The following is a 21,727-nucleotide window of genomic DNA, read 5'->3' as shown; positions in this document are numbered from 1 at the left end:
ATCGGGCGAATTCCGGCCCCTTCCGCATAACCTTGATCTGCCTCAAGTTTCGACACGCGCTTCGCGACGGTCTGCCGCATCGCCGCACTCGGCATCGGAAAGCCGGCATTTTAAAATTGGCATGTCGGCTAAAAAGGATTAAAACAGCTTAACTGCCGTCATAAATCCGACGTAAAGTCGCCCCAAAACCGATGTAAATCGATTCAGGATAATCACCTTGATCTCGATCAATAAAGCGCCTGCGCCGCGTCCCCCGCAGGCCACAGGCTGCGGCTGGCGCGCACGCATCGCCGCGTGGGCGCGCGGGCCGACCCTCATGCGCGACATCACGCTGGTGCTGATCGTCAAGCTGATCCTCCTGATGTCGCTCAAATACGCATTCTTCAATCATCCGCAGGCCGAGCACATGTCGCTGCCGCCTGCCGTCGTCGCCGAGAAGCTGCTCTCGGTGCCGGCGCCTGCATCTACCGAGGGAGACCACCATGATAAGTAGCGAAGTCGTCGATCTGTCGCGTCTGCAGTTCGGCATCACGGCGCTCTACCACTTCCTGTTCGTGCCGCTGACGCTCGGCCTGTCCTGGCTGCTCGTCATCATGGAAGCCGTCTACGTGATGACCGGCAAACAGGTCTACAAGGACATGACGCAGTTCTGGGGCAAGTTGTTCGGGATCAACTTCGCGATGGGCGTGACGACCGGCATCACGCTCGAATTCCAGTTCGGCACGAACTGGTCGTACTACTCGCACTATGTCGGCGACATCTTCGGCGTGCCGCTCGCGGTCGAGGGCCTGATGGCGTTCTTCCTCGAATCGACGTTCGTCGGCCTGTTCTTCTTCGGCTGGAACCGCCTGTCGAAGGTCAAGCACCTGATGGTCACGTTCCTCGTCGCGCTGGGCTCGAACCTGTCCGCGCTGTGGATCCTCGTCGCGAACGGCTGGATGAACAACCCGGTCGGCGCCGAGTTCAACTACCAGACGATGCGCATGGAGTTGACGAACCTGTTCGACGTGCTGTTCAACCCGGTCGCGCAGGTGAAGTTCGTGCACACCGTGTCGGCCGGCTACGTGACGGCCGCGATGTTCGTGCTCGGCATCTCGTCGTGGTATCTGCTGAAGAAGCGCGACACCGATTTCGCGCTGCGCTCGTTCGCGGTCGCGGCCGGCTTCGGTCTCGCGTCGACGCTTTGCGTGATCGTGCTCGGCGACGAGTCGGGCTATACGACCGGCGAAGTGCAGAAGATGAAGCTCGCCGCGATCGAATCGGAATGGGAAACCCAGCCGGCGCCGGCGTCGTTCACGCTGATCGGCATTCCGAACCAGAAGGAAGAGCGCACCGACTACGCGATCAAGATCCCGTACGCGCTCGGCCTGATCGCGACGCGCTCGATCGACGAGCCGGTGATCGGCCTGCGCGAGCTCGCGAAGCGCAGCGAGGAGCACATCCAGAGCGGGATGGTCGCGTACGGCGCATTGCAGAAGATCAAGCAGGGCGATACGAGCGACGCGACCCGCGCATTGTTCGACCAGCACAAGCAGTATCTCGGCTACGGGCTGATGCTCAAGCAGTTCACGCCGAACGTGGTCGACGCGACGCCGGAGCAGATCCAGGCCGCCGCGAAGAAGACCATCCCGCCGGTCGCGCCCGTGTTCTTCTCGTTCCGGATCATGGTGTTCCTCGGCTTCCTGTTCCTCGCGACCTTCGTCGCCGCGTTCTGGTTCTGCGCGCGCCGCGAGCTGCTGCAGGACAACCGTCGCTGGTTCCTGCGCTATGCGGTGTGGGCGATCCCGCTGCCGTGGCTCGCCGCGGAATTCGGCTGGGTCGTCGCCGAGCTCGGTCGCCAGCCGTGGACGATCGCGGGCATCCTGCCGACGCATCTGTCCGCGTCCAGCCTGACGTCGACGGACCTGTACCTGAGCCTCGCCGGTTTCATCGCGTTCTACACGGCACTGTTCGTCATCGAGATCAAGCTGATGTTCAAGTACGCGCGCCTCGGCCCGTCGTCGCTGCATACCGGCCGCTATCACCACGAACTCGCCGCAGCCGGCGAGCGTGCCGCGGTTTGAGCACGCCCCCGCAACGGAACAAGGAATCGCTATGGACTATGCAACTCTCAAGCTGATCTGGTGGCTGCTCGTCGGCGTGCTGCTGATCGGCTTCGCCGTCACCGACGGCTTCGACATGGGCGCGACCGCGCTGCTGCCGTTCCTCGGCAAGACCGACGAGGAACGCCGCATCATCGTCAACACGGTCGGCGCGACGTGGGAAGGCAACCAGGTGTGGCTGATCACGGCCGGCGGCGCGATGTTCGCCGCCTGGCCACTCGTCTATGCCGCGTCGTTCTCCGGCTTCTACTTCGCGATGCTGCTCGTGCTGTTCGCGCTGTTCTTCCGGCCGGTCGGCTTCGACTATCGCAGCAAGCGGCCCGACCCGCGCTGGCGCGCGGGCTGGGACTGGGGCCTGTTCGTCGGCGGTTTCGTGCCGGCGCTGGTGTTCGGCGTCGCGTTCGGCAACCTGCTGCAGGGCGTGCCGTTCAAGTTCGACAGCGACCTGCGCGTCACCTACTACGGCGGCTTCTGGGCGCTGCTGAACCCGTTCGCGCTGCTCTGCGGACTCGTCAGCCTCACGATGCTGGTCGCGCACGGCGCGGCATTCATCAAGATGAAGACCGACGGCGTGATCGCACGCCGCGCGTCGATCGCGCTGCGGGTGTCGGCGCTCGTCGCGGTCGTGCTGTTCGTGCTGGCCGGCGTGCTGATCGCGTCGACCATCGGCGGCTTCCACATCACGCACGCCGCGCCGACCGACACGGTCGCGAACCCGCTGCTGAAGGACGTGGCGGCCGGCTCGGGCCTGTGGCTCGCGAATTACGGCGAGTATCCGTGGATGATCGCGGCGCCGGTCGTCGGGATCGCGGGCGGCCTGCTCGCGCTGCTGCTCGCCGGCTCGAAGCAGGAAAAGACGGCGTTCTTCTGCACCGGCCTGATGATCGCCGGCGTGATCCTGACCGCGGGCTTCTCGATGTTCCCGTTCATCATGCCGTCGTCGCTCGACCCGCGCAGCAGCCTGACCGTGTGGGATTCGACGTCGAGCCACATGACGCTGCAGGTGATGCTGTTCGCGGTGATCGTGTTCCTGCCGATCGTCCTGCTCTATACGAGCTGGGTGTACCGCGTGATGCGCGGCAAGGTCACGCACCAGTCGCTCGAAGAGAACAAGCACTCGATGTATTGAACCCGGCCGGGGCGCGCACGCGCCCTCGCCCACCGTTTCGCAAGGAGTCGGATCATGTGGTACTTCAGCTGGATTCTCGGTATCGGCGTCGCGCTGTCGTTCGGCATCGTCAACGCGATGTGGCTCGAAGCGCGGCAGAAGCCGCAGGAAGCGCCGGTGCGCGCACGCCGCGACTGACCGCTCATATGCGGCGGCGGTTGATCGCCCCGCCGCGCGCCATCGGGAACGAACCTCGCTACGTGCGAGGTTTTTTTCGTCCGGACATTCGTTCGGCACGCGCGGCACGTCGAAGCCAATTGAGCGCGATGCCGATGCACGCATCGCAATCGCGCGCCGCCAAAGAAAAACGGCTTGCGACACACGCGTCGCAAGCCGTTTTCGTTTTACCGACCGGCGGCCCGCATCCGCGACGCGGATCGGGCCGATCTCATCGCATCATGCCGGTTGCACGGCCGCACCACCGCCCGTCGACGTCAGGCGGGCGCCGATCTGTTCCGCATAGCGCGCCGCCGCGTTGCCGCAGACGATATGGAACGTGTCCGGCGTCACCCATGCGACATCGAGCGCGCCGAGCCGATCGCGATCGACCGCCGCTGCATCGCGCACGACGACGCGCAGGCGCGTGGTCGCGATCGCGTCGAGCGATGCGACGTTGGTCGCGCCGCCGAACACCGCAAGCCAACGCAGCGGATCGGGATCGAGCGGACCGGCCGCTGCGCCCGTGACCGGCTGCGCGGCCGCGACCGGGGCCGCCGCAGCGGCACCGGCCGCACCGCTGCCGATCGCCGAACGCATCTCGTCGGCGATGATGTCCGCCTCCGGCCCGATGATCACCTGCACGCTGTTGCCGCCGCGCTTGAGCACGCCGCGCGCGCCGATCGACTTCAGTTCCGGCTCCGACACCTTCTCCGGATCGACGACGCTCAGGCGCAGGCGCGTCGTGCAGGCGTCGACGACCGTCAGGTTGCCCGCGCCGCCGAGCGCGGCGATGTAGCGCTGCGCACGCGGCGCTGCCGCCGCGGCACCGGCCGCCGGTGCGACGAAGCCGCCCGACGCGAACGACTCGGTTGCCGAGTCGGCCGAGGCCGGCTCGCGACCGGGCGTCGCCATGTTGAACTTGCGGATGAAGAAACGGAACAGCCCGTAGTACGCGACGCCGTACGCAATGCCGAGCGGCACCGCGATCCAGCCCTTCGTCGACAGCCCGTAGTTCAGCACGTAGTCGATCGCGCCGGCCGAGAACGTGAAGCCGAGCTTCACGCCGAGGACCTGGCAGATCGCGAGCGACAGCCCGGTGAGCACCGCGTGGATCACGTACAGCACCGGCGCGAGGAACATGAAGCTGAATTCGATCGGCTCGGTCACGCCGGTCAGGAACGACGTGAGCGCCATCGAGAACAGCAGGCCGCCGACCATCGCGCGGCGCTCCTTCGGCGCTTCGTGCAGCATCGCGAGACACGCGGCCGGCAGGCCGAACATCATGATCGGGAAGAAGCCGGCCATGAAGGTGCCCGCGGTCGGATCGCCCGCGAAGAAGCGGTGCAGGTCGCCGTGCACGAGCTCGCCGCCGGCCGGCGGCGTGAAGTTGCCGAACACGAACCACGCGAGCGAGTTGATGATGTGGTGCAGGCCCGTGACGAGCAGCAGGCGGTTCAGGAAGCCGAACACGAACGCACCGATCGCGCCCGCCGTCGTCAGCCACTGGCCGGCCGCGTCGATCAGATGCTGGACCGGCTGCCACACGTATCCGAACACGATGCCGAGTACCACGCACACGAGCCCGGTGATGATCGGCACGAACCGCTTGCCGCCGAAGAACGCGAGGTAGTCGGGCAGCTTGATGTCCTTGTAGCGGTTGTACAGCAGGCCCGCAACGACACCCGCGATGATCCCGGACAGCACGCCCATGTTCAGCTTGGGATCGATGTCCTTCATGATCGCGGTTTCGATCAGATAGCCGATCGCGCCCGCGAGTGCCGCCACGCCGTTGTTGTCCTTCGCGAAACCGACCGCCACGCCGATCGCGAACAGGAGCGGCAGGTTGTCGAAGATCGCGCCGCCGGCGTCGGCGATCATCTTGATGTTGAATACGTCCGGCTGCCCGAGCCGCAGCAGGATGCCGGCGACCGGCAACACCGCGATCGGCAGCATCAGCGCCCGGCCCAGGCCCTGTATCTTCAGAAACGGATTCCCGTCCATTCAGTCCTCCAATCCATGTCTCGTCATTAAGCGTCGTTGACCTAATTGCTTGCGTAGTGAAACGGGTCGCGCGCCCGCCGTCGACGTTCAGTCGAGCGGCCAGACCTCGCGGCTTGCTGCCCTTACCGCCTGTGCCGAGTCGAGTGCGAGCAGATCCTGCGCACGCTGGCGACACAGCTGGTAATCGAGACGGCGCACGCGCGCCTTGATGCCCGGCACCGACACCGGGTCGACCGACAGTTCGGTCACGCCGAGGCCGACGAGGATCGGCACCGCGAGCGGATCGCCGCCCAGCGCGCCGCACACGCCGACCCACTTGCCGTGCTTCGCGGCGCCGCGCACCGCGATGTCGATCAGGCGCAGCACGGCCGGATGCAGGCCGTCGGACTGCGCGGCCAGATCGGCCTGGCAGCGGTCCATCGCGAGCGTGTACTGCGTCAGGTCGTTGGTGCCGATCGACAGGAAATCCGCGTGCTGCGCGAGCTGGTCGGCGAGCAGCGCCGCCGACGGCACCTCGATCATCACGCCGACCTCGATCGGCTCGGTGCGGCCCTGCGCCCGCGCGAATTCGTCGATGCGCTGGCGCAGCCGCACGAGTTCCCCGGCATCCGTCACCATCGGCAGCAGGATGCGCACCGCGCCGAACGGCTTCACCGCGAGCAGGCCCTGCAGCTGATCGTCGAGCAGATCGGGGCGCACCTGCGCGAGGCGGATGCCGCGCAGGCCGAGCGCCGGGTTCGGCTCGGGCGGCAGCGTCAGGTAGTCGACTTCCTTGTCGGCGCCGACGTCGAGCGTGCGGATGATCGCCGTGCGGCCCTGCAGCGCATCGACGATCGACTGGTAGCTCTGCTGGTGCTCGACGACGCTCGGCGCGGCCTGGCGATGGATGAACATCAGCTCGGTGCGCAGCAGGCCGACCGCGTCCGCGCCGTTGTCGACCGCGATGTTCGCGTCGTCGAGCGTCGCGATGTTCGCGGCGACCTCGATTGCGCGGCCGTCGACCGTCGCGGCGGCGGCGCCGGCCAGCTTCCGGTTCGCCTCGCGCACGCCGTCCAGGCGCTGGCGCTCGTGGCGCGCGCGTTCGACGTCGAGTGCGGTCGGCGCATGTTCGAGACGGCCCGCGCTCGCATCGACGACGACCTGCGTACCGTCCGGAATCGCATACAGCGCGTCGCCGACCGCGACGAGCGCCGGAATGCCGAGCTGGCGCGCGATGATCGCCGCATGCGACGTCGCGCCGCCGCGCGCCATCACGAGCGCGGTCACGCGCTGGCGATCGAGCGACGACAGGTCCGACGGCGTGAATTCCTCGGCGGCGAGCACGGCCTCGGCCGGCAGCGTGCGGGTCGCGCCGCTCGTGTGGCCGAGCGCGCGCAGCACGCGCTTCTCGATGTCGCGCAGGTCGGCCGCGCGCTCGGCGAGCAGCGCATCGTCGAGCTTCGACAGCGTGTCGATCTGCGCGCGGATCGTCGCGCGCCACGCGAAGCCCGCGCTCTTGCCGAGGCTGATCTGGTCGCGCGCCGCGTCGACCAGCGTCGGGTCTTCGAGCAGCACGCGATGCACCGCGAAGATCCCCGCCTCGCCGACCGCGCCGCGCGCCGACGCGTTGCGCACCGTTTCGTCGAGTTCGGCGTCGACCGCCGTCAGCGCCTGGTCGAGCCGGCGGCTTTCCGATGCCGGCGTGCCGGTTGCCTGTTCGGGCGGCAGGATGTCCGCATCGTCGAGACGCACCAGCGTGCCGACCGCGATGCCGGGCGCCGCGCACACGCCCGCGAGCGTGTTCGGGTCGAGTGTCGCGCCGGTGTCGTGCACGATCGGCTGCGGTGCGGGCGAACGCAGCCGCGCCGGCTTCTCCTCGACTTCGCCGTGCGCTTCGCGCAGCAGCTCGTGCTCGACCGCGTCGACGGCCTGCTGCGCATGCGCGCCGCGGCCGATCAGCTCGATCGTCGCGCCTTCGCCGGCGCCGAGGGCGAGCAGGCCCACGACGCTCGCGATCGACGCCTTGCGGCCGTCGAACTGCACGTCGACCGTCGCGTCGAAGCCGCGCACGGATTCGCGTGCGCGTGCGGCCGGCCGGGCATGCAGGCCGCCCGGCTGCGTCAGCACGAGTTCGCGACGCACTTCGTTCATCGCAGCGGCGCTGGCCTGCGCCGCCTGCGCGGCCGCTTCGCCCTTGCCGCGCAGCGTCAGGAGCGGCGTCTCGCCGGCCGTCGCGAAACCGCTCGCGCGCTCGACGACGTCGAACGCGTCGGAGTTCGCGATCGCGATCACCGAAACCAGCGAATGCGCGCTGCGCGCGACCGCGTCCTGGTCGAACTCGATCAGCAGGTCACCCGCCGCGACGCGTGCGCCGGCTTCGACGTGTGCGGTGAAGCCCTGCCCGTTCAGCTCGACGGTGTCGATGCCGATGTGCAGCAGCACTTCCGCGCCTTGCGGCGTCGTGATCGTCACCGCATGGCCGGTGCGCGCGAGATGCGACACGACGCCGGCACACGGCGCGACGAGCTGGCCCGCGAGCGGATCGATGCCAATGCCGTCGCCGAACATCCCGCCGGAGAACACCGGATCGGGCACATCGGCCAGCGCGACGATCGGCCCGGTCAGGGGGCTGAGCAGGACGATCTGATCATGGGTGGAACTCTTCAACTGGGACTCCTCGGCGCGTCTCATCGGCTGTCTCGGCTATCAGTGCGTTTCGGTGACTTTGTTCAGGTGGCGCGGCGTGTCGGGATTGCGGCCGCGCGCGACGGCGAGCTCCGCCGCCATCACGTAGAACGAAAGAATGGCGGCGATCGGGTCGAGCGCCGAATGGGCGGACTGCGCGAGCGGCAAGGTCGCGCCGGGCGTGCCGGCGGGCGCCGCGAGCAGCACGGCCGCGCCGCGTGCGCGCATGTCCTGCGCGAGCTGCAGCAGCCCGGCCTGCTCGGGCCCCGGCGGCGCGAACACGAGCAGCGGATAGTCGCGGTCGATCAGCTCCATCGGGCCGTGCCGGACTTCGGCGCTCGAGAATGCCTCGGCCTGGATGCCGGAGGTTTCCTTCAGCTTCAGCGCGGCTTCCTGCGCGATCGCAAGGCCCAGGCCGCGGCCGATCACGATCATCCGCTCGATGCCCGCGAGCGCGGCGACGGCCGGCGACCAGTCGAGCCGGCCGGCCTGCGCGAGCACGTCGGGCAGGCCGCGCAAGGCCGTCATCAGCGCGGCGTCGCGCTGCCAGTACGCGACGATCTGCGCGGACAGCGACAGCATCGCGATGTAGCTCTTGGTCGCGGCGACCGACAGCTCGGGGCCGGCGAGAAGCGGCAGCTGGTGCTCGCACGCGTCGGCGAGCGGCGACGGCAGCACGTTGACAGCGGCGACGGTGCGCGCGCCGGCTTCGCGCAGCGCGGCCATCGTGTTGACGAGATCGGGGCTCTTGCCCGACTGGGAGAATGCGAGCGCGAGCTGGTCCTGCACCTTCAGCGGCGCCTGCTGCAGCGTCGCGACCGACATCGGCAGCGACGCGACGGGCACGCCGAGGCGGCTCATCGTCAGGCTCGCGAAATAGCTGGCGGCGTGATCCGAGCTGCCGCGCGCGACCGTCAGCGCGACGGCCGGCGGGTGATCGAGCAGTTGCGCGGCGAGCGTTTCGACGCGCGTGGTGTCGGCGAGTTGCGCGGCGACGACCTGGGCGGACTCGCGCGCTTCCTTAAGCATATTCGACAATCGATTCTCCTTCGACGTAGGTCGCGGTGAGGTTCAGGTCGCGATCGAACACGACGAGGTCGGCCCATGCGCCGCGCTCGAGGCGACCGCGATCGGTGACGCCGAGGTAGTCGGCCGCATAGCGCGACATCCGGTTCGACACGTCGGCGATCGGCAGGCCGAGCGACACGAGGTTGCGCAGCGCCTGGTCCATCGTCAGCGTGGAGCCGGCGAGCGTGCCGTCGGCGAGCCGCACGCCGCCGAGGCACTTGGTTACGTGCTGGCTGCCGAGCCGGTATTCGCCGTCGGGCATGCCGGTGGCGGACGTGCTGTCGGTCACGACGTACAGGCGCGGAATCGCGCGCAGCGCGGCACGAATCGCGCCCGGATGCACGTGCAGCAGGTCGGGGATGATTTCCGCGTACTCGGCATGCGCGAGCGCGGCGCCGACGAGGCCCGGGTTGCGGTGATGCAGCGGCGACATCGCGTTGAACAGGTGCGTGAAACCACACGCGCCGTGCTTGAGCGCGGCGACGGCGTCGTCGTAGGTCGCGAGCGAGTGGCCGAGCTGCACGCGCACGCCGCGCGCGGCCATCTCGCCGATGATCTCGATGTGGCCGGCGATTTCCGGCGCGAGCGTGACGACGCGGATCGGCGCGATCGACAGGTACTTCAGCACTTCGTCGAGCACGGCCGACACGGCCGCGTCCGGCTGCGCGCCGAGCTTGCCGGGGTTGATGTACGGCCCTTCGAGGTGCACGCCGAGTACGCGCGCGCCACCCTGCGTGCGGGTGCGGGCGACGGTGCCGAGGTTCGCGACGACCTGCATCAGTTCGTCGCGCGGCGCGGTCATCGTCGTCGCGAGCAGGCTCGTCGTGCCGAACTGCGCGTGCGTGCGCGCGATCGTCTCGATCGCGTCGCCGCCTTCCATCACGTCGGCGCCGCCGCCGCCGTGCACGTGCAGGTCGATGAAGCCGGGCAGGATGTACGGCGCGTCGTTCTTCGCGGGATCGGCGGGCGTGCCGTCGAGCGTGGTGATGCGGCCGTTCTCGCTGTCGAGCGAGCCGTGAATCCAGCCGTCGGGGGTGAGGATGTTTCCAGTCAGCATGACGTTTCTCTTGATGATCTGGTGACGCGGACATCCGCGTCGCGATTTGCAAATGCGTTGTGCTTCGTTGCACGTGGCGCGCGGGCAGTCTCGCGCGTCAGCGTTTCAGTTCGGCGACGAAGTCGTAATAGTCGTCGCGGCAATACGTTTCGGTCACTTCGATCGCGCGCTGGTCGACGCCGTAGCCGATGCGCGTGATCACGAGCAGGGCCGAGCCCGGCTTCACCGCCATCCACTTCGCGATGTCGTGCGTCGCGTTCGACGCGCGAAAGTGCTGCAGCGCGCGCACGACGGTCATCCCGCGGGCGTCGAGGTATTCGTACAGCGACGCGCCGAGTGCCTGCGGATCCGGCACCACCGCGGCCGGCAGCGTCGAATGCTCGACGGCCATCACGATGCCGTCCGCGCGGCGCAACCGCTCCAGCCGCGCGACCGTCGCGCCCGGCGCGAGGCCGAGACGCGTGATCTCGTCGCGGCGCGCGGCGCGCAGCGTGCGCGACAGCCACACCGAATCGGGCACGAAACCGCGCTGCTGCATCTTCGCGGTGAAGCCGACGAGACGCGACAGCGGATCGGCGACGCGCGGCGTGATGAAGCTGCCCGCCCCGCGCGCCCGCTTGATCAGCCCCTGCTCCACCAGCAGCGCGAGCGCACGGCGGGCCGTGATCCGCGACACGCCGACCGACCCCGACAGCAGCCGCTCCGACGGCAGCGCCTCGCCGGCGCGCCACGCGCCGGCGTGAATCGCGCGCGCCAGGTTGCGGGCGAGCTGCAGATACAGCGGCGTGTCGTCGAGGGGATCGGGCGCCAGTTCGGACCAGCCGGTTTCCATGTGCCTCCGGGTGTCGGACGACGATCTCGGACCGTCGAAAGTGAACGCATTATATAACCACAATAATACCAGTCAACGAACTGGTATTAGAGAGGCGAAAATCGCCGGAAGCCTTGCCAGGCAAGCGGTTTAGTAGCGGGAAAGCCTTTGTTTACAACATGATGCAGGATAGGGATTTACCCGGATTGGTATGCAAGGGGACGATTCCGGTGCCGGATTTGACGGGTTTGAGGCGCTGAAAACGATACCTGAATAGAACCAGTTCGGCCGACTGGTATGCATCCGGCGGCGTGCCGGCGCGCCGCGTCAGTGGAACTCGCGGCTCGACGTGCGCAGGTCGCCGAGCAGCGGCGTCAGGTCCTCGAAATGCTGCGCGACGAGGTGCCGCACGTCGCTGACGACCTGCCACACGCCCGACGCCGCGAGCAGCCGCGAATCGAGCGTTTCGCGGCGCTGCCGCGCGAGCAGTTCGGGCCGCACGATCACGTTCACGCAGCCCGTCTCGTCCTCGAGCGTCATGAACATCACGCCCTTCGCGGTGCCCGGCATCTGCCGCGCGATCACGAGCCCGCACGCGCGCGCGAGCCGGCCGTCGGGACGGTCGCGCAACTCGGCCGCGGACGACAGCCGCTGCGCGCGCAACGCGGGCCGCAGCAGCGCGACCGGGTGGCGGTTCAGCGTGAGGCCGGTGGTGTGATAGTCGGCGAGGATGTCGTCGGCTTCCGACGGCGCGCCGAGCACGGGCTGCTCCGTTTCGTCGATCGGCGCGGCGGCGAGCAGGTCGCGTTCGGGGGCCGCGGCGACGGCTTGCCATAATGCATCGCGGCGATGGCCGGCGAGCGTCGCGAGCGCGTTCGCGGCGGCGAGCGCTTCGAGATCGCGCCGTTCGAGCTGCGCACGGCGCGCGAGCGCGTCGACGTTCTCGAACGGGCCGGCCACGCGCGCGGCCTCGATGCGCCGCGCGGCGGCCTCGCCGAGACCGCGCAGCAGCGACAGGCCGAGCCGCACCGCGGGCTGGCCGTGCGGCGGCGGCTGGCCGGGCAGCGCTTCGAGCGACGCTTCCCAGCCGCTGCGCGTGACGTCGGCCGGAAACACCTTCACGCCGTGACGCTTCGCGTCCTGCACGAGCTGCGCGGGCGCGTAGAACCCCATCGGCTGGCTGTTCAGCAGCGACGCGACGAAGATCGCGGGTTCGTGGCATTTGAGCCAGCTGCTCGCGTACGCGAGTTTCGCGAAGCTGGCCGCGTGGCTCTCGGGGAAGCCGTATTCGCCGAAGCCCTTGATCTGCTCGAAGATCTGCTCGGCGAATTCGCGCGTGTAGCCGCGTTCGAGCATGCCGTCGACGATCTTGTCGTGATACGGGCCGAGATCGCCCCTGCGCTTCCACGCCGCCATCGCGCGACGCAACTGGTCGGCCTCGCCTGGCGTGAATCCGGCCGCGACCATCGCGATCTGCATCACCTGCTCCTGGAAGATCGGCACGCCGAGCGTGCGAACGAGCACTTCCTTGAGCGCCTCGCTCGGATACGTGACTTCCCCCTCCTCTTCGCCGGCCACGATCCTGCGCCGCTTCAGATACGGATGCACGGCGCCGCCCTGGATCGGCCCGGGCCGCACGATCGACACCTGGACGACGAGGTCGTAGTAGTTGCGCGGCTTCAGCCGCGGCAGCATCGACATCTGCGCACGCGATTCGATCTGGAACACGCCGACCGTATCGGCGCGGCAGATCATGTCGTAGGTTGCTTCGTCATCCTGCGGAATATGCTTCAGCGTGAATGGCTCGCCGTCCTGCTCTGGCCCGCGCCATGCGGTGCGCATGTCGAACGCGCGATGCAGCGCCGACAGCATGCCGAGCGCGAGCACGTCGACCTTCATCAGCTTGAGCGATTCGAGATCATCCTTGTCCCACTGAATGACGCGCCGCCCGTCCATCGCCGCGTTTTCTACCGGTACGAGCCGCGTGAGCTTGCCGCGGCTGATCACGAAGCCGCCCGAATGCTGCGACAGGTGGCGCGGAAAGTTGAGCAAGCGCCCCGCGAGTTCGGCCCATGCGCGAATGATCGGCGTGGCCGGATCGAGCCCGGTCGACGCGAATTGCTGCAGCAGGTCGCGGCTGCCGTCGAACCAGCGATGCCCCTTCGCGACGCGATCGACCAGCATCGGATCGACGCCGAGCGCCTTGCCGATTTCCCGCAGCACGCCGCGCGGGCGATACGTCGAAACGGCCGCCGCGAGCGCGGCGCGATGCTTGCCGTATTTTTCGTATATGTGCTGAATGACTTCTTCCCGGCGCTGATGCTCGAAGTCGACGTCGATATCGGGCGGCTCGCCACGTTTCTCGCTGATGAAGCGCTCGAACAGCATCGTGCTCTGGTCGGGATCGACTTCGGTGATGCCGAGGCAATAGCAGACGACCGAGTTCGCCGCAGAGCCGCGTCCCTGGCACAGGATGTTCTGGCTACGTGCGAACTTGACGATGTCGTACACCGTCAGGAAGAACGGTTCGTAGCTCAGCTTCGCGATCAGCGTCAACTCGTAGCCGATCCGCTCCATGACATGAGCCGGCGGCTCCCCGGCATAGCGACGGCGCGCGCCCGCCAGGGTTTCCTGTTCCAGATAGCTCGTCGGCGTATGACCTTCAGGCACGATCTCGTCCGGATACTCGTAGCGCAGCGAGTCGAGTTCGAAATCGCACGCATCGAGAATCGCGCAGGTCTCCGCGATCTCGTCCGGCGCAAACAGCTTCGCAATCCGCCCGCGCGCACGCAGATGCTGCTCCGCATTCGGCGCGAGCGCATAGCCGCATTCCGACACCGGCATCCCGACGCGAATCGCCGTCATCACGTCCTGCAGCGGCTTGCATGAACGCCGATGCATCGTCACGTCGCCGAGCGCGACGACAGGTACGCCGCGCCGCTCGCCTGCGTCCCGAATCTCGTCGCGCTGCGGGCCGTCCAGCGCGCGCTGCAACTGCACGAGCCCGAGCCGCGCACGCTCGCCGAAGGTCGCGCGAAACCATGCGACCTGCGCATCGAGTACCTCCGCACGCACCGGATACGCGGGCACGAGAATCGCGAAACAGTCGGGCATGCCGCGCAGATGAGCGAAAGCCTCGGGCGGCCTCGACAACATTCTCGACGTCAGCCGGTAGGTTCCCTTCGGCGCCTCCATCCGCCGCCATGAAATCAGCTCGGACAGGTTGCCGTAGCCCTCGCGGTTCTGCGCCAGCAACACGAGTCCGAACGCACCGGGGCCCGGATCGTGACCCGGGGCGACTTCATCCGGCGTGACGTCGAAATACGAACCGATGACGAGCGGCAGCCCTTGCGCTTTTGCCGCGACATGCATGCGCGGCGCGCCGGCGAGCGAGCATTCGTCGGTGATCGCGATCCCTCGATAGCCGAGTTCCACCGCGCGCTCGACCAGTTCCTCCGCATGCGACGCGCCATGCAGAAACGAGAAGTTCGAGCGGCAGAACAACTCCGCGTAATCGGGCAGCAAACCGAATTCCGCAACCATCGCCGCTCACCCGAACAGGCCGTGCAGGAACCAGTGCGGTTCGGCCTCGCTCCCCGCCCGCTCCCTGAACACCCAATAGCATGCGCCCTCTTCGTCCTGCGCGACGCAATAATCGCGCGCCACGTGCTGACCGTCGAACCACCCTGCCTCGATCCGTTCGGGCGACGACATCATTCTCAGCGGCGTATGAAATACCGGCCGTTCCCCGCGCATCAGCAACGACAGCGGCTCGGCCAGCAGCCACGCGGGACGCGGCGGCGCAGCCGGCAGTCCGTCAGCCGGCTTGCCCGCCGGTGCATCGAGCGGCAGCCAGCGGTTCGCGGCCTCGGGCCGATAGTCGGCCACCGGCGCCGCGCGCAGCACGTTATCCGCGCCGAGCCGCGCGACCAGCAGTTCGAACAGCCGCGCGCGCGTCTCGCGCGTGCCGCCCGGCTCGGGGAAGAGATCGTCGGCCGGCGGTGCGACCGATTCGACGCGCGTGGCCTTCAGCCGCACCGCGATCACCGCGGCCGGCAATTCGACGCGCGCGAGCTGCTCGCCGAGCAGCCGCATGAAGTGCGTCTCGTCGCGCACGGGCGCGGCGAACGCGAGTTCGAGCGGCGTCGGCGGCACGGCCTGGCGGCCGCGCTCGTGCTCGAGATCGAGCGTCATCGCGGCCAGCGACAGCTGCCGCGCGGCCAGCCACCCGCAGAGCTGCACGACGAGCCGCCGCGCGGCGAACAGCACGGCTTCCGCGTATTCGACGCGCTCCGGCAATTCGAGCCGTACGTCGAACACGGGCGGCACCGCCATCCACGCGAGCGGCTCGACCGCATCGCCGTACGCACGATCGAGCGCGGCCAGCAGCGCGGGACCGCAGCGCCGCTGCAGCCCCGCGCGCGGCAGGCGGCGCAAATCGGCGAGCGTGCGGCAGCCGAGGCCGTCGAACCAGCCCGCATACGGGCGCGCGTCGGGCAGCAGCACGCACGGCAAACGATCGAGCGTACGAACGAGCGAAGCCGGCCCGGCCACGCGGCGCCGGATACGCGCACGCGCCGACATGCGCGCGAGCAGCCACGCGCCGCGCCCGGTCGGCGCGGCGGACAGGCGCGCCGCATAGCCGAGCGCCGCGAGCGTCGCGCGCACCTGGCGGCACAGCGACGGCAGGCCGCCGAACAGGCGCAGACTCGGGCCGACGTCGACGATCAGCGTCGCTTCGTCGTCGAGCGCGACGCACGGCGAGAAGCGCAGCAACGCGAGCGCGACCGCGCGCAGCGCATCGGCCTCGCGGGCGGGATCGCGTTCGACGAGCCGCGTGTCGGGCGAAAGCGTCAGCACGCCGCCGCGCTTCATGCCCGCGCGCACGCCCTGCCGGCGCGCAGGCGCATCGGCAATCAGCACGACACCCTGCTCGAGCACCGCGCAGCCTGCGTCGTCTGCGTCGCCTGCGCCGTCCGCCGCGCCGTCAGACGGCGGCGGGGCGCACACGTCGAGCGGCAGGCGCGGCAGATGGATGCCGAGCAAGACGCGCATAGCGGCTCTCCACGATGGGCGACGGCAAATCGAGCGCGAGCGGCTCGCCGCGCGCGGGCCCGCGACGCTTGACGATGTCGAGCGACACGCCGCCCGGCACCGGATGCAGCGCGACGCGCAGCACGGCCGGCGACGGCTGTTTGGCCGCCGACAGCGGGCGCAGCATCACGAACAGCGTGTCGCCGGTGCGCGCGGCCGCGAGATGCAGGCGGCGCAGCGCATCGGGCCGCGCGTCCTGCCAGAGCAGCAGCGCACCGCAGCAGCCGGTCCTGAGCGCCTGCTCGGCAGCCCACAACGCATCGGTGCGGCTGCCGGCGCGTAGCCACAGCAGCGCGTCGGCCGGCACGCCGAGCGCGGCCAGCGCGGTCGCATGCGGCGACTGCGGCGGCGCGACGAGCGCGAGCGGCCGCCGCGCGCTGACGGTGCGCGCGAGCGCCGGCGCGAGCAGCCGCATCTCGCCGCAGCCCGGCTGCGCGGCCAGCAGTTCGACGAGCCCGCCGACCGGCCAGCCGCCGCCCGGCAGCTCGGCGGACAGCGGCGCGAAACCCGTGTCGATCGTGCGCGAATCGCCGCGCGCGAGCTGCGAGCCGCGCCAGAGGGACGGATGGAGGGATTCGGGAGAAATGGAGGATGCGAGCATGACGCCACCCACAACTGTATGAATATACAGTATATGGCAATGCGTTCATGTCGCACAGTACTAGTACGAAACGGGGGTTTTGTCAGAGGAAAAACGTAGGAAAAGCCGGCGCTCCCGTCATGTGACGGCGCGCCGCCCCGGGCGTGGCGGGCGCGTGTCGCCCGCTTCCACCGCGCGACCCGACGGGGCGGAACGACCGCCCGCCGCAACTCGGCTCCGAAGCGACGCCGGCGCGCCGATCCCGCCGCAACGCGTCAGCCGCCCTTTCCGCTTTACGTTATGCTGTCCGCCGACCCGATCCACACCATCGGAGGGCCTATGAAACGGGGGATCCGTGCGATCGCATGCGCGGCCGTCGCGCTAACGCTGCCGGGTGCGGCATTCGCGCTGACCGACGGCTACGCGCAATACGACGACTGCATGCTGGGCGCGCTGCGCGAGAGCCGCAACGGCGTGGCCGCACAGCTGATCCAGCGCTCGTGCGACGCGCTGTACCGCAACAACGCGATGCTGCTGCCGCGCGAGCGGCGCTTCCACGAGTGCGTCGTGCAGTCGCTGCCGGGCGTGCGCGACAACTACGCGATCCAGCAGATCATGGCAATCTGCTCGCGGCGCGGCGAGATGTGAGGGGGTAGCGCGTGTCAGCCGACGCTGGACCTGCCGCGCCTCTAAAGGAGTCGGCACGATGCCGCCGCCCGGACACAGACAAATGCAAAGCGGTGAGCAGTCAGCTGTAGAGCCAGTGCCCAGCCTTGGCCGATGCAATCAACATTCGGACGTTCAGGTCCGGAACATGATGAACGACTCTTTTCTTGAACAGATTGATCAAGTCAAGAAATGAAGAGTCCTCTTCGGGATAATATTTTTTAATGTCGAATCCACTCATATCGACACCAAACTCCTCCGAATACTCCTTCATCATTTCTCCGACTTCAGCAGCATCAAAGCCCAGGTCAACATCCAGATCGGTATTTTCGGTTATGTCCACATTCCTCGACAACATGGAGAAGCCAACCCTCTTCTTCACGAAGTCAACTACTTCATCCTCAATGCCTACCATAACCTGTCACCCTCCCTCGCGACCCTATTGTAATGATTAGCCGCCTTATGAGCGATAATACAAATGTCACTCGCGAGAATTACCCAGCCTGCGACGGGTATCGTTCTCCCCACAAAAGTGCCGATGTTCCTCACCATCCTGACTTTCAGATCCTTCACCGGCCCGCCCACCAGGGTGGGCAACTTAAGACCAAACGGAAACTGCGCCTTCTGAAAAACCCTTCTCGAAAACCGGCTTGCACGCGAAGTCCCTTTTATTGCTCCGCCGGGTTTCACACGGGTCGATAGATTGTTTTTACCAAGCAGAATCATGCCAACCGACACCGCATCGTCGACACCCAACTGATTCATGGATTCGTCGACCATTATCCAGAAGAACAATTCCCCGGCAGTTAGATTATCCATTCCATAATAATAGTAAACGCCGCCCAACTTTTCGGCCGCCCCCATTCAATATCCTCGCGTGTAATTTCCAGAACTGTTTTTCAGTCTAACGAAGACATACGGCTACCGCGCGGACAAATTCCTGCCGATCTTCCGGCCGCTCTCTATGCAACGACGGTGGAATATCCCGCGAAACTTTTGTCATGCGGCTCGACGTGAGCAATGACGGGGCACAGCGGGATACCGGCTCGAGAAAAGGCATACCGGTTCCGCACTCGAGCAGCGACGCACCGGCTCGATGGCAACGTAACAGACCGTTACCAGACGGCGTTTACCGGCGAGTACGCATGCAATTGCGTTGTGTGATCTCCCCTGCGCTGGCGAATCTCAGGCACGTTAAAGCCAGCGAGGCGGCGCCTGCGCAGCGTCAATAGAACATCCCTCACCGCACAAACAAAAAAGGCCTGCACACATGCAGGCCTTCGTTCGGTCAATCGATCGCGTTCAGAACGACGCAACCATCGAGCCCTTGAACTGCTTCTTGATGAACTCCCGCACTTCCGCCGACTGGTACGCCTTGACCAGCTTCTTCACCCACGGCTGATCCTTGTCCTTCGCGCGCACGGCGATCAGGTTCGCATACGGGCTCGTCAGCGATTCGAGCGCGATCGCGTCCTTGGTCGGCTGCAGGTTCGCGGCGAGCGCGTAGTTCGTGTTGATCACGGCGGCGTCGACGTCCGACAGCACGCGCGGCAGTTGCGCGGCGTCGAGCTCGGAGATCTTCAGCTTCTTCGGGTTCTCGGCGATGTCGAGCACCGTCGCGTTGTTGCCGCCCGTGCCGGCGCCCGTCTTCAGCTTGATCACGCCTTGCGTCTGCAACAGCAGCAGCGCGCGGTTCTCGTTCGACGGATCGTTCGGCACCGCGAGCTTCGCGCCTTGCGGCAGGTCCTTCAGCGCCTTGAACTTCTTCGAGTACACGCCGATCGGCGAGATGTAGGTCAGGCCCGCGCTGACGATCTTGTAGCCGCGCTGCTTCACCTGGCTGTCGAGGTAGGGCTGGTGCTGGAAGCTGTTCGCGTCGAGGTCGCCCGAGTCGAGCGCCGCGTTCGGCTGCACGTAGTCGTTGAACTCGATGACCTTCACGTTCAGGCCTTCCTTCTCCTTCGCGACCTTCTGCACGACCTGCCACACTTCCGCATCCGGGCCGGCCACCGTGCCGACCTTGATGACCTTGTCCTCGGCGTGCGCGCCCGCCGACAGCGTCAGCGCGGCACCGGTGGCCAGCACGGAAAATACCTTCAGGAGACTGCGACGCTTCATCTGTTTCTCGCTTTCTTGCTAACTGAAAATGGGGCGCGATACGGGTATCCCCGGACTCGCAGGAAGGGGCAAATGGTGTCACAGGATCGGCCGGAAGTGAAATACATCCCGCTCATATGGGTATGCACCGCGGCGGTGCTGGTGGACGATGCGCGACGACGGCCGGCACGACAGGGAACGGCCGCTGTGCTAAAAAGACCGGCCGACCGGCACACCACGCGCCGGCGACAATTCCAGGGCCATCCATGTACGTCATCGACATCCACTACAACGCATCGCTCGAGCGCATCGACGATGCACTCGAACGCCACCGCGCGTATCTTCAGCCGCTGTTCGAGCGCGGCATCTTCATCGCGGCGGGGCCGAAGGTACCGCGCGAAGGCGGCGTGATCCTCGCGGCCCGCATCGACCGCGACGAACTGGACGCGATCCTCGAGACCGATCCGTTCGTGACCGAAGGGCTCGCGACGTATCGCGTGACGGAATTCCGGATCACGCGTGCCGCGCAAGGCTTCAACGTGCCGGCGCTGCCGTAACGCGCGCAAGCGCGTCAGCGCACGAATGTTCATACGCAGCCGCCCCGCGAGGCGGCGCATGCAGATCGAGGGGAAGAAGGAGGAATGCGTGACGGCGCGTCGCGGCCGTCACGCGTAGCGCCGGGCGAGCGCCTGGGCGAACCTGCGGCGTACGCCGTTCAGTCGACCAGCAGCTTCAGGTCGTGGACCCACGGGCCGGGGCCCTGGCCATCGCGCACGAACAGGCGCAGCTTGCCGTCGCGATCGAACACGTAGCTCGCGGCGGTGTGATCCATCGTGTAGCTGCCGGGCGTCTTGCCGGGCACCTTCGCGTAGTACACGCGGAAATCCTTTGTAACCTTCTTGAGCGCCGCCTCGTCGGCCGGCCGCAGCCCGATGAACGACGGATCGAACGCAGGCACGTACTGGCCGAGCAGCGCGGGCGTGTCACGCTCCGGATCGATGGTGACGAACAGCACCTGCACACGCTTCGCGGCATCGGGGCCGAGCTGCTTCAGCGCTTCGGACAGTTCGGCCATTGTCGTCGGGCATACGTCCGGGCAGTGCGTATAGCCGAAGAACACCACGACCGCCCGGCCCTTGAAGTCGCCGAGCGTGCGCACCTTGCCCGCCGTATCCGGCAGCGAGAAATCGCTGCCGAACTGCGTGTTGCCGGTGATGTCGAGATTCTGGAATTTCGGCGCGTTGTCGCAGCCGGCGAGCAGCGTGGCTGCCGCGAATGCGCACGCGAGCATCCAGCCTTGGCGCGCGCGGCGCCCGAACCATGAATGGAGCATTGCGTTCAAACCGTGCGGTTACACGCCGAGCAGCGGGCGCGCATAGTGATCGACGAGCAGCGCGGCGAACAGCAGCGACAGGTAGACGATCGAGTAACGGAAAGCCTTGCGGGCGAGTTCGTCCGAATAGTCGCGATGGATCTTCCACGCATACGCGAGGAACACCGCGCCGAGCAGCACCGCGCTCGTCAGGTAGACGGCCCCGCTCATCCCGGAGATGAACGGCATCAGCGTGACCGCGAACAGGATCACCGTGTACAGCAGGATGTGCAGCCGCGTGAACTTCTCGCCGTGCGTGACGGGCAGCATCGGCAGGCCCGCGTTTTCGTAGTCCTTGCGGCGATAGAGCGCCAGCACCCAGAAATGCGGCGGCGTCCACACGAAGATGATCAGCACGAGGATCCACGCGTCGCCGGGCACCGCGCCGGTGACCGCGGCCCAGCCGAGCGCCGGCGGCATCGCGCCCGATGCGCCGCCGATCACGATGTTCTGCGGCGTCATCGGCTTGAGCAGCAGCGTGTAGATCACCGCGTAGCCGACGAACGTCGCGATCGTCAGCCACATCGTCAGCGGGTTCGTGAAGGTATAGAGCGTCCATGCGCCGACGCTGCCCAGCACGGCCGAGAACAGCAGGATCTGCGGAGTCGTGATCTCGCCGCGCGCGGACGGACGCCACGCGGTACGGCGCATCATCGCGTCGATCTTCTGCTCGACGAGGCAGTTGATCGCGAACGCGGCGCCGGCCAGCAGCCAGATGCCGACCGTGCCGCCGATCAGCACATGCCACGGCACCATGCCCGGCGTCGCGAGAAACATGCCGATCACCGCGCAGAACACCGCGAGCTGCGTGACACGCGGCTTCGTCAGCGCCATGTACTGCGAGAACCGGCTACCGGGCGATTGGGAAAGGGTGCTTTGCATGGGGAC

The 21,727-nt window shown here is 67.3% G+C and carries 19 protein-coding genes; 6 read left to right on the top strand and 13 right to left on the bottom strand.

Annotation, left to right across the window (positions count from 1 at the left end; genetic code table 11):
* Positions 1–217: 217 nt before the first annotated feature.
* Genes cydP through cydX form a run of 4 tightly spaced genes read left to right on the top strand, consistent with a single transcriptional unit; the run spans position 218 to position 3,408 of the window.
* Complete coding sequence (gene cydP, locus U4012_RS19075; protein ID WP_044847485.1) at positions 218–493, top strand: cytochrome oxidase putative small subunit CydP; 276 nt, start codon at positions 218–220, stop codon at positions 491–493.
* On the top strand, positions 483–2,063 hold the full coding sequence (locus U4012_RS19070; protein WP_321800743.1) for a cytochrome ubiquinol oxidase subunit I: 1,581 nt from the start codon (positions 483–485) through the stop codon (positions 2,061–2,063). Before cydP ends, U4012_RS19070 begins: the two co-directional genes overlap by 11 nt.
* Before the next feature lie 31 nt (positions 2,064–2,094).
* Positions 2,095–3,231 carry a cytochrome d ubiquinol oxidase subunit II gene (gene cydB / locus U4012_RS19065; RefSeq protein ID WP_044847487.1) on the top strand — a complete coding sequence of 379 codons (1,137 nt, stop codon included), beginning with the start codon at positions 2,095–2,097 and terminating at the stop codon, positions 3,229–3,231.
* Between the two features lie 54 nt (positions 3,232–3,285).
* The gene (cydX, locus tag U4012_RS19060) at positions 3,286–3,408 is read left to right on the top strand and encodes a cytochrome bd-I oxidase subunit CydX (RefSeq protein ID WP_006483737.1); all 123 of its coding nucleotides are present in this window, start codon (positions 3,286–3,288) and stop codon (positions 3,406–3,408) included.
* Positions 3,409–3,666: 258 nt separating this feature from the next.
* Here the strand turns inward: cydX and nagE are convergent, their stop codons facing one another.
* The 8 genes from nagE to imuA all read right to left on the bottom strand — a co-directional run bounded on the left by nagE (position 3,667) and on the right by imuA (position 16,725).
* Positions 3,667–5,430 carry an N-acetylglucosamine-specific PTS transporter subunit IIBC gene (gene nagE / locus U4012_RS19055; protein WP_321800742.1) on the bottom strand — a complete coding sequence of 588 codons (1,764 nt, stop codon included), beginning with the start codon at positions 5,428–5,430 and terminating at the stop codon, positions 3,667–3,669.
* Positions 5,431–5,517: 87 nt separating this feature from the next.
* Positions 5,518–8,100: a phosphoenolpyruvate--protein phosphotransferase gene (ptsP, locus tag U4012_RS19050; RefSeq protein WP_321800740.1), complete on the bottom strand. Its 2,583-nt coding sequence runs from the start codon at positions 8,098–8,100 to the stop codon at positions 5,518–5,520.
* Positions 8,101–8,115: 15 nt separating this feature from the next.
* Positions 8,116–9,123, bottom strand: coding sequence for an SIS domain-containing protein (locus U4012_RS19045; RefSeq protein ID WP_321800779.1), 1,008 nt, complete (start codon positions 9,121–9,123; stop codon positions 8,116–8,118).
* Positions 9,116–10,219 carry an N-acetylglucosamine-6-phosphate deacetylase gene (gene nagA, locus U4012_RS19040; protein ID WP_044849197.1) on the bottom strand — a complete coding sequence of 368 codons (1,104 nt, stop codon included), beginning with the start codon at positions 10,217–10,219 and terminating at the stop codon, positions 9,116–9,118. Before nagA ends, U4012_RS19045 begins: the two co-directional genes overlap by 8 nt.
* A 97-nt stretch (positions 10,220–10,316) precedes the next feature.
* Positions 10,317–11,051: a GntR family transcriptional regulator gene (locus U4012_RS19035; protein ID WP_321800738.1), complete on the bottom strand. Its 735-nt coding sequence runs from the start codon at positions 11,049–11,051 to the stop codon at positions 10,317–10,319.
* Between the two features lie 306 nt (positions 11,052–11,357).
* Positions 11,358–14,573 (bottom strand): error-prone DNA polymerase, encoded by a 3,216-nt coding sequence (locus U4012_RS19030; RefSeq protein WP_321800736.1) that lies wholly within the window; start codon positions 14,571–14,573, stop codon positions 11,358–11,360.
* A gap of 6 nt (positions 14,574–14,579) precedes the next feature.
* Positions 14,580–16,085 carry a DNA polymerase Y family protein gene (locus tag U4012_RS19025; RefSeq protein ID WP_321800734.1) on the bottom strand — a complete coding sequence of 502 codons (1,506 nt, stop codon included), beginning with the start codon at positions 16,083–16,085 and terminating at the stop codon, positions 14,580–14,582.
* Positions 16,018–16,725 carry a translesion DNA synthesis-associated protein ImuA gene (imuA, locus tag U4012_RS19020; RefSeq protein WP_124571326.1) on the bottom strand — a complete coding sequence of 236 codons (708 nt, stop codon included), beginning with the start codon at positions 16,723–16,725 and terminating at the stop codon, positions 16,018–16,020. The genes U4012_RS19025 and imuA overlap by 68 nt, the downstream gene beginning before the upstream one ends.
* A 318-nt stretch (positions 16,726–17,043) precedes the next feature.
* On the opposite strand from imuA, the gene U4012_RS19015 reads away from it, so the two are divergent.
* Entirely contained in the window at positions 17,044–17,352 is a 309-nt protein-coding gene (locus U4012_RS19015) for a VF_A0006 family four-cysteine protein (RefSeq protein WP_321800731.1), read from the top strand.
* Between the two features lie 100 nt (positions 17,353–17,452).
* Here U4012_RS19015 and U4012_RS19010 read toward each other — a convergent pair whose 3' ends face one another.
* The 3 genes from U4012_RS19010 to U4012_RS19000 form a co-directional block, all read right to left on the bottom strand.
* Entirely contained in the window at positions 17,453–17,785 is a 333-nt protein-coding gene (locus U4012_RS19010; protein WP_321800729.1) for a DUF1493 family protein, read from the bottom strand.
* Complete coding sequence (locus tag U4012_RS19005; RefSeq protein ID WP_321800727.1) at positions 17,779–18,234, bottom strand: STM2901 family protein; 456 nt, start codon at positions 18,232–18,234, stop codon at positions 17,779–17,781. The genes U4012_RS19010 and U4012_RS19005 overlap by 7 nt, the downstream gene beginning before the upstream one ends.
* 438 nt (positions 18,235–18,672) lie before the next feature.
* On the bottom strand, positions 18,673–19,488 hold the full coding sequence (locus U4012_RS19000; RefSeq protein ID WP_044848208.1) for a MetQ/NlpA family ABC transporter substrate-binding protein: 816 nt from the start codon (positions 19,486–19,488) through the stop codon (positions 18,673–18,675).
* Between the two features lie 245 nt (positions 19,489–19,733).
* Between U4012_RS19000 and U4012_RS18995 the strand changes: the two genes are divergently transcribed.
* Positions 19,734–20,024, top strand: coding sequence for a YciI family protein (locus tag U4012_RS18995; protein WP_044848209.1), 291 nt, complete (start codon positions 19,734–19,736; stop codon positions 20,022–20,024).
* Positions 20,025–20,182: 158 nt separating this feature from the next.
* Here U4012_RS18995 and U4012_RS18990 read toward each other — a convergent pair whose 3' ends face one another.
* Both U4012_RS18990 and cyoE read right to left on the bottom strand, forming a co-directional pair.
* Complete coding sequence (locus U4012_RS18990; RefSeq protein ID WP_044848210.1) at positions 20,183–20,800, bottom strand: SCO family protein; 618 nt, start codon at positions 20,798–20,800, stop codon at positions 20,183–20,185.
* 18 nt (positions 20,801–20,818) lie between these two features.
* Positions 20,819–21,721 carry a heme o synthase gene (gene cyoE, locus U4012_RS18985; RefSeq protein WP_006477738.1) on the bottom strand — a complete coding sequence of 301 codons (903 nt, stop codon included), beginning with the start codon at positions 21,719–21,721 and terminating at the stop codon, positions 20,819–20,821.
* Between the last annotated feature and the right edge of the window lie 6 nt (positions 21,722–21,727).

It is taken from the genome of Burkholderia sp. BCC1988 (assembly GCF_905339895.1).
Classification (GTDB): Bacteria; Pseudomonadota; Gammaproteobacteria; order Burkholderiales; family Burkholderiaceae; genus Burkholderia.
The sequence above is the reverse complement of the archived record's forward strand: the minus strand, read 5'-3'. Positions and strand labels throughout refer to the sequence as shown.

Coding starts and splice junctions, on each gene's coding strand:
- U4012_RS19070 (WP_321800743.1), top strand. CDS start 483: ATGATAAGTAGCGAAGTCGTCGATCTGTCGCGTCTGCAGTTCGGCATC.
- cydB (WP_044847487.1), top strand. CDS start 2,095: ATGGACTATGCAACTCTCAAGCTGATCTGGTGGCTGCTCGTCGGCGTG.
- cydX (WP_006483737.1), top strand. CDS start 3,286: ATGTGGTACTTCAGCTGGATTCTCGGTATCGGCGTCGCGCTGTCGTTC.
- nagE (WP_321800742.1), bottom strand. CDS start 5,430: ATGGACGGGAATCCGTTTCTGAAGATACAGGGCCTGGGCCGGGCGCTG.
- ptsP (WP_321800740.1), bottom strand. CDS start 8,100: ATGAGACGCGCCGAGGAGTCCCAGTTGAAGAGTTCCACCCATGATCAG.
- U4012_RS19045 (WP_321800779.1), bottom strand. CDS start 9,123: ATGCTTAAGGAAGCGCGCGAGTCCGCCCAGGTCGTCGCCGCGCAACTC.
- nagA (WP_044849197.1), bottom strand. CDS start 10,219: ATGCTGACTGGAAACATCCTCACCCCCGACGGCTGGATTCACGGCTCG.
- U4012_RS19035 (WP_321800738.1), bottom strand. CDS start 11,051: ATGGAAACCGGCTGGTCCGAACTGGCGCCCGATCCCCTCGACGACACG.
- U4012_RS19030 (WP_321800736.1), bottom strand. CDS start 14,573: ATGGTTGCGGAATTCGGTTTGCTGCCCGATTACGCGGAGTTGTTCTGC.
- U4012_RS19025 (WP_321800734.1), bottom strand. CDS start 16,085: ATGCGCGTCTTGCTCGGCATCCATCTGCCGCGCCTGCCGCTCGACGTG.
- imuA (WP_124571326.1), bottom strand. CDS start 16,725: ATGCTCGCATCCTCCATTTCTCCCGAATCCCTCCATCCGTCCCTCTGG.
- U4012_RS19015 (WP_321800731.1), top strand. CDS start 17,044: ATGAAACGGGGGATCCGTGCGATCGCATGCGCGGCCGTCGCGCTAACG.
- U4012_RS19010 (WP_321800729.1), bottom strand. CDS start 17,785: ATGGTAGGCATTGAGGATGAAGTAGTTGACTTCGTGAAGAAGAGGGTT.
- U4012_RS19005 (WP_321800727.1), bottom strand. CDS start 18,234: ATGGGGGCGGCCGAAAAGTTGGGCGGCGTTTACTATTATTATGGAATG.
- U4012_RS19000 (WP_044848208.1), bottom strand. CDS start 19,488: ATGAAGCGTCGCAGTCTCCTGAAGGTATTTTCCGTGCTGGCCACCGGT.
- U4012_RS18995 (WP_044848209.1), top strand. CDS start 19,734: ATGTACGTCATCGACATCCACTACAACGCATCGCTCGAGCGCATCGAC.
- U4012_RS18990 (WP_044848210.1), bottom strand. CDS start 20,800: ATGCTCCATTCATGGTTCGGGCGCCGCGCGCGCCAAGGCTGGATGCTC.
- cyoE (WP_006477738.1), bottom strand. CDS start 21,721: ATGCAAAGCACCCTTTCCCAATCGCCCGGTAGCCGGTTCTCGCAGTAC.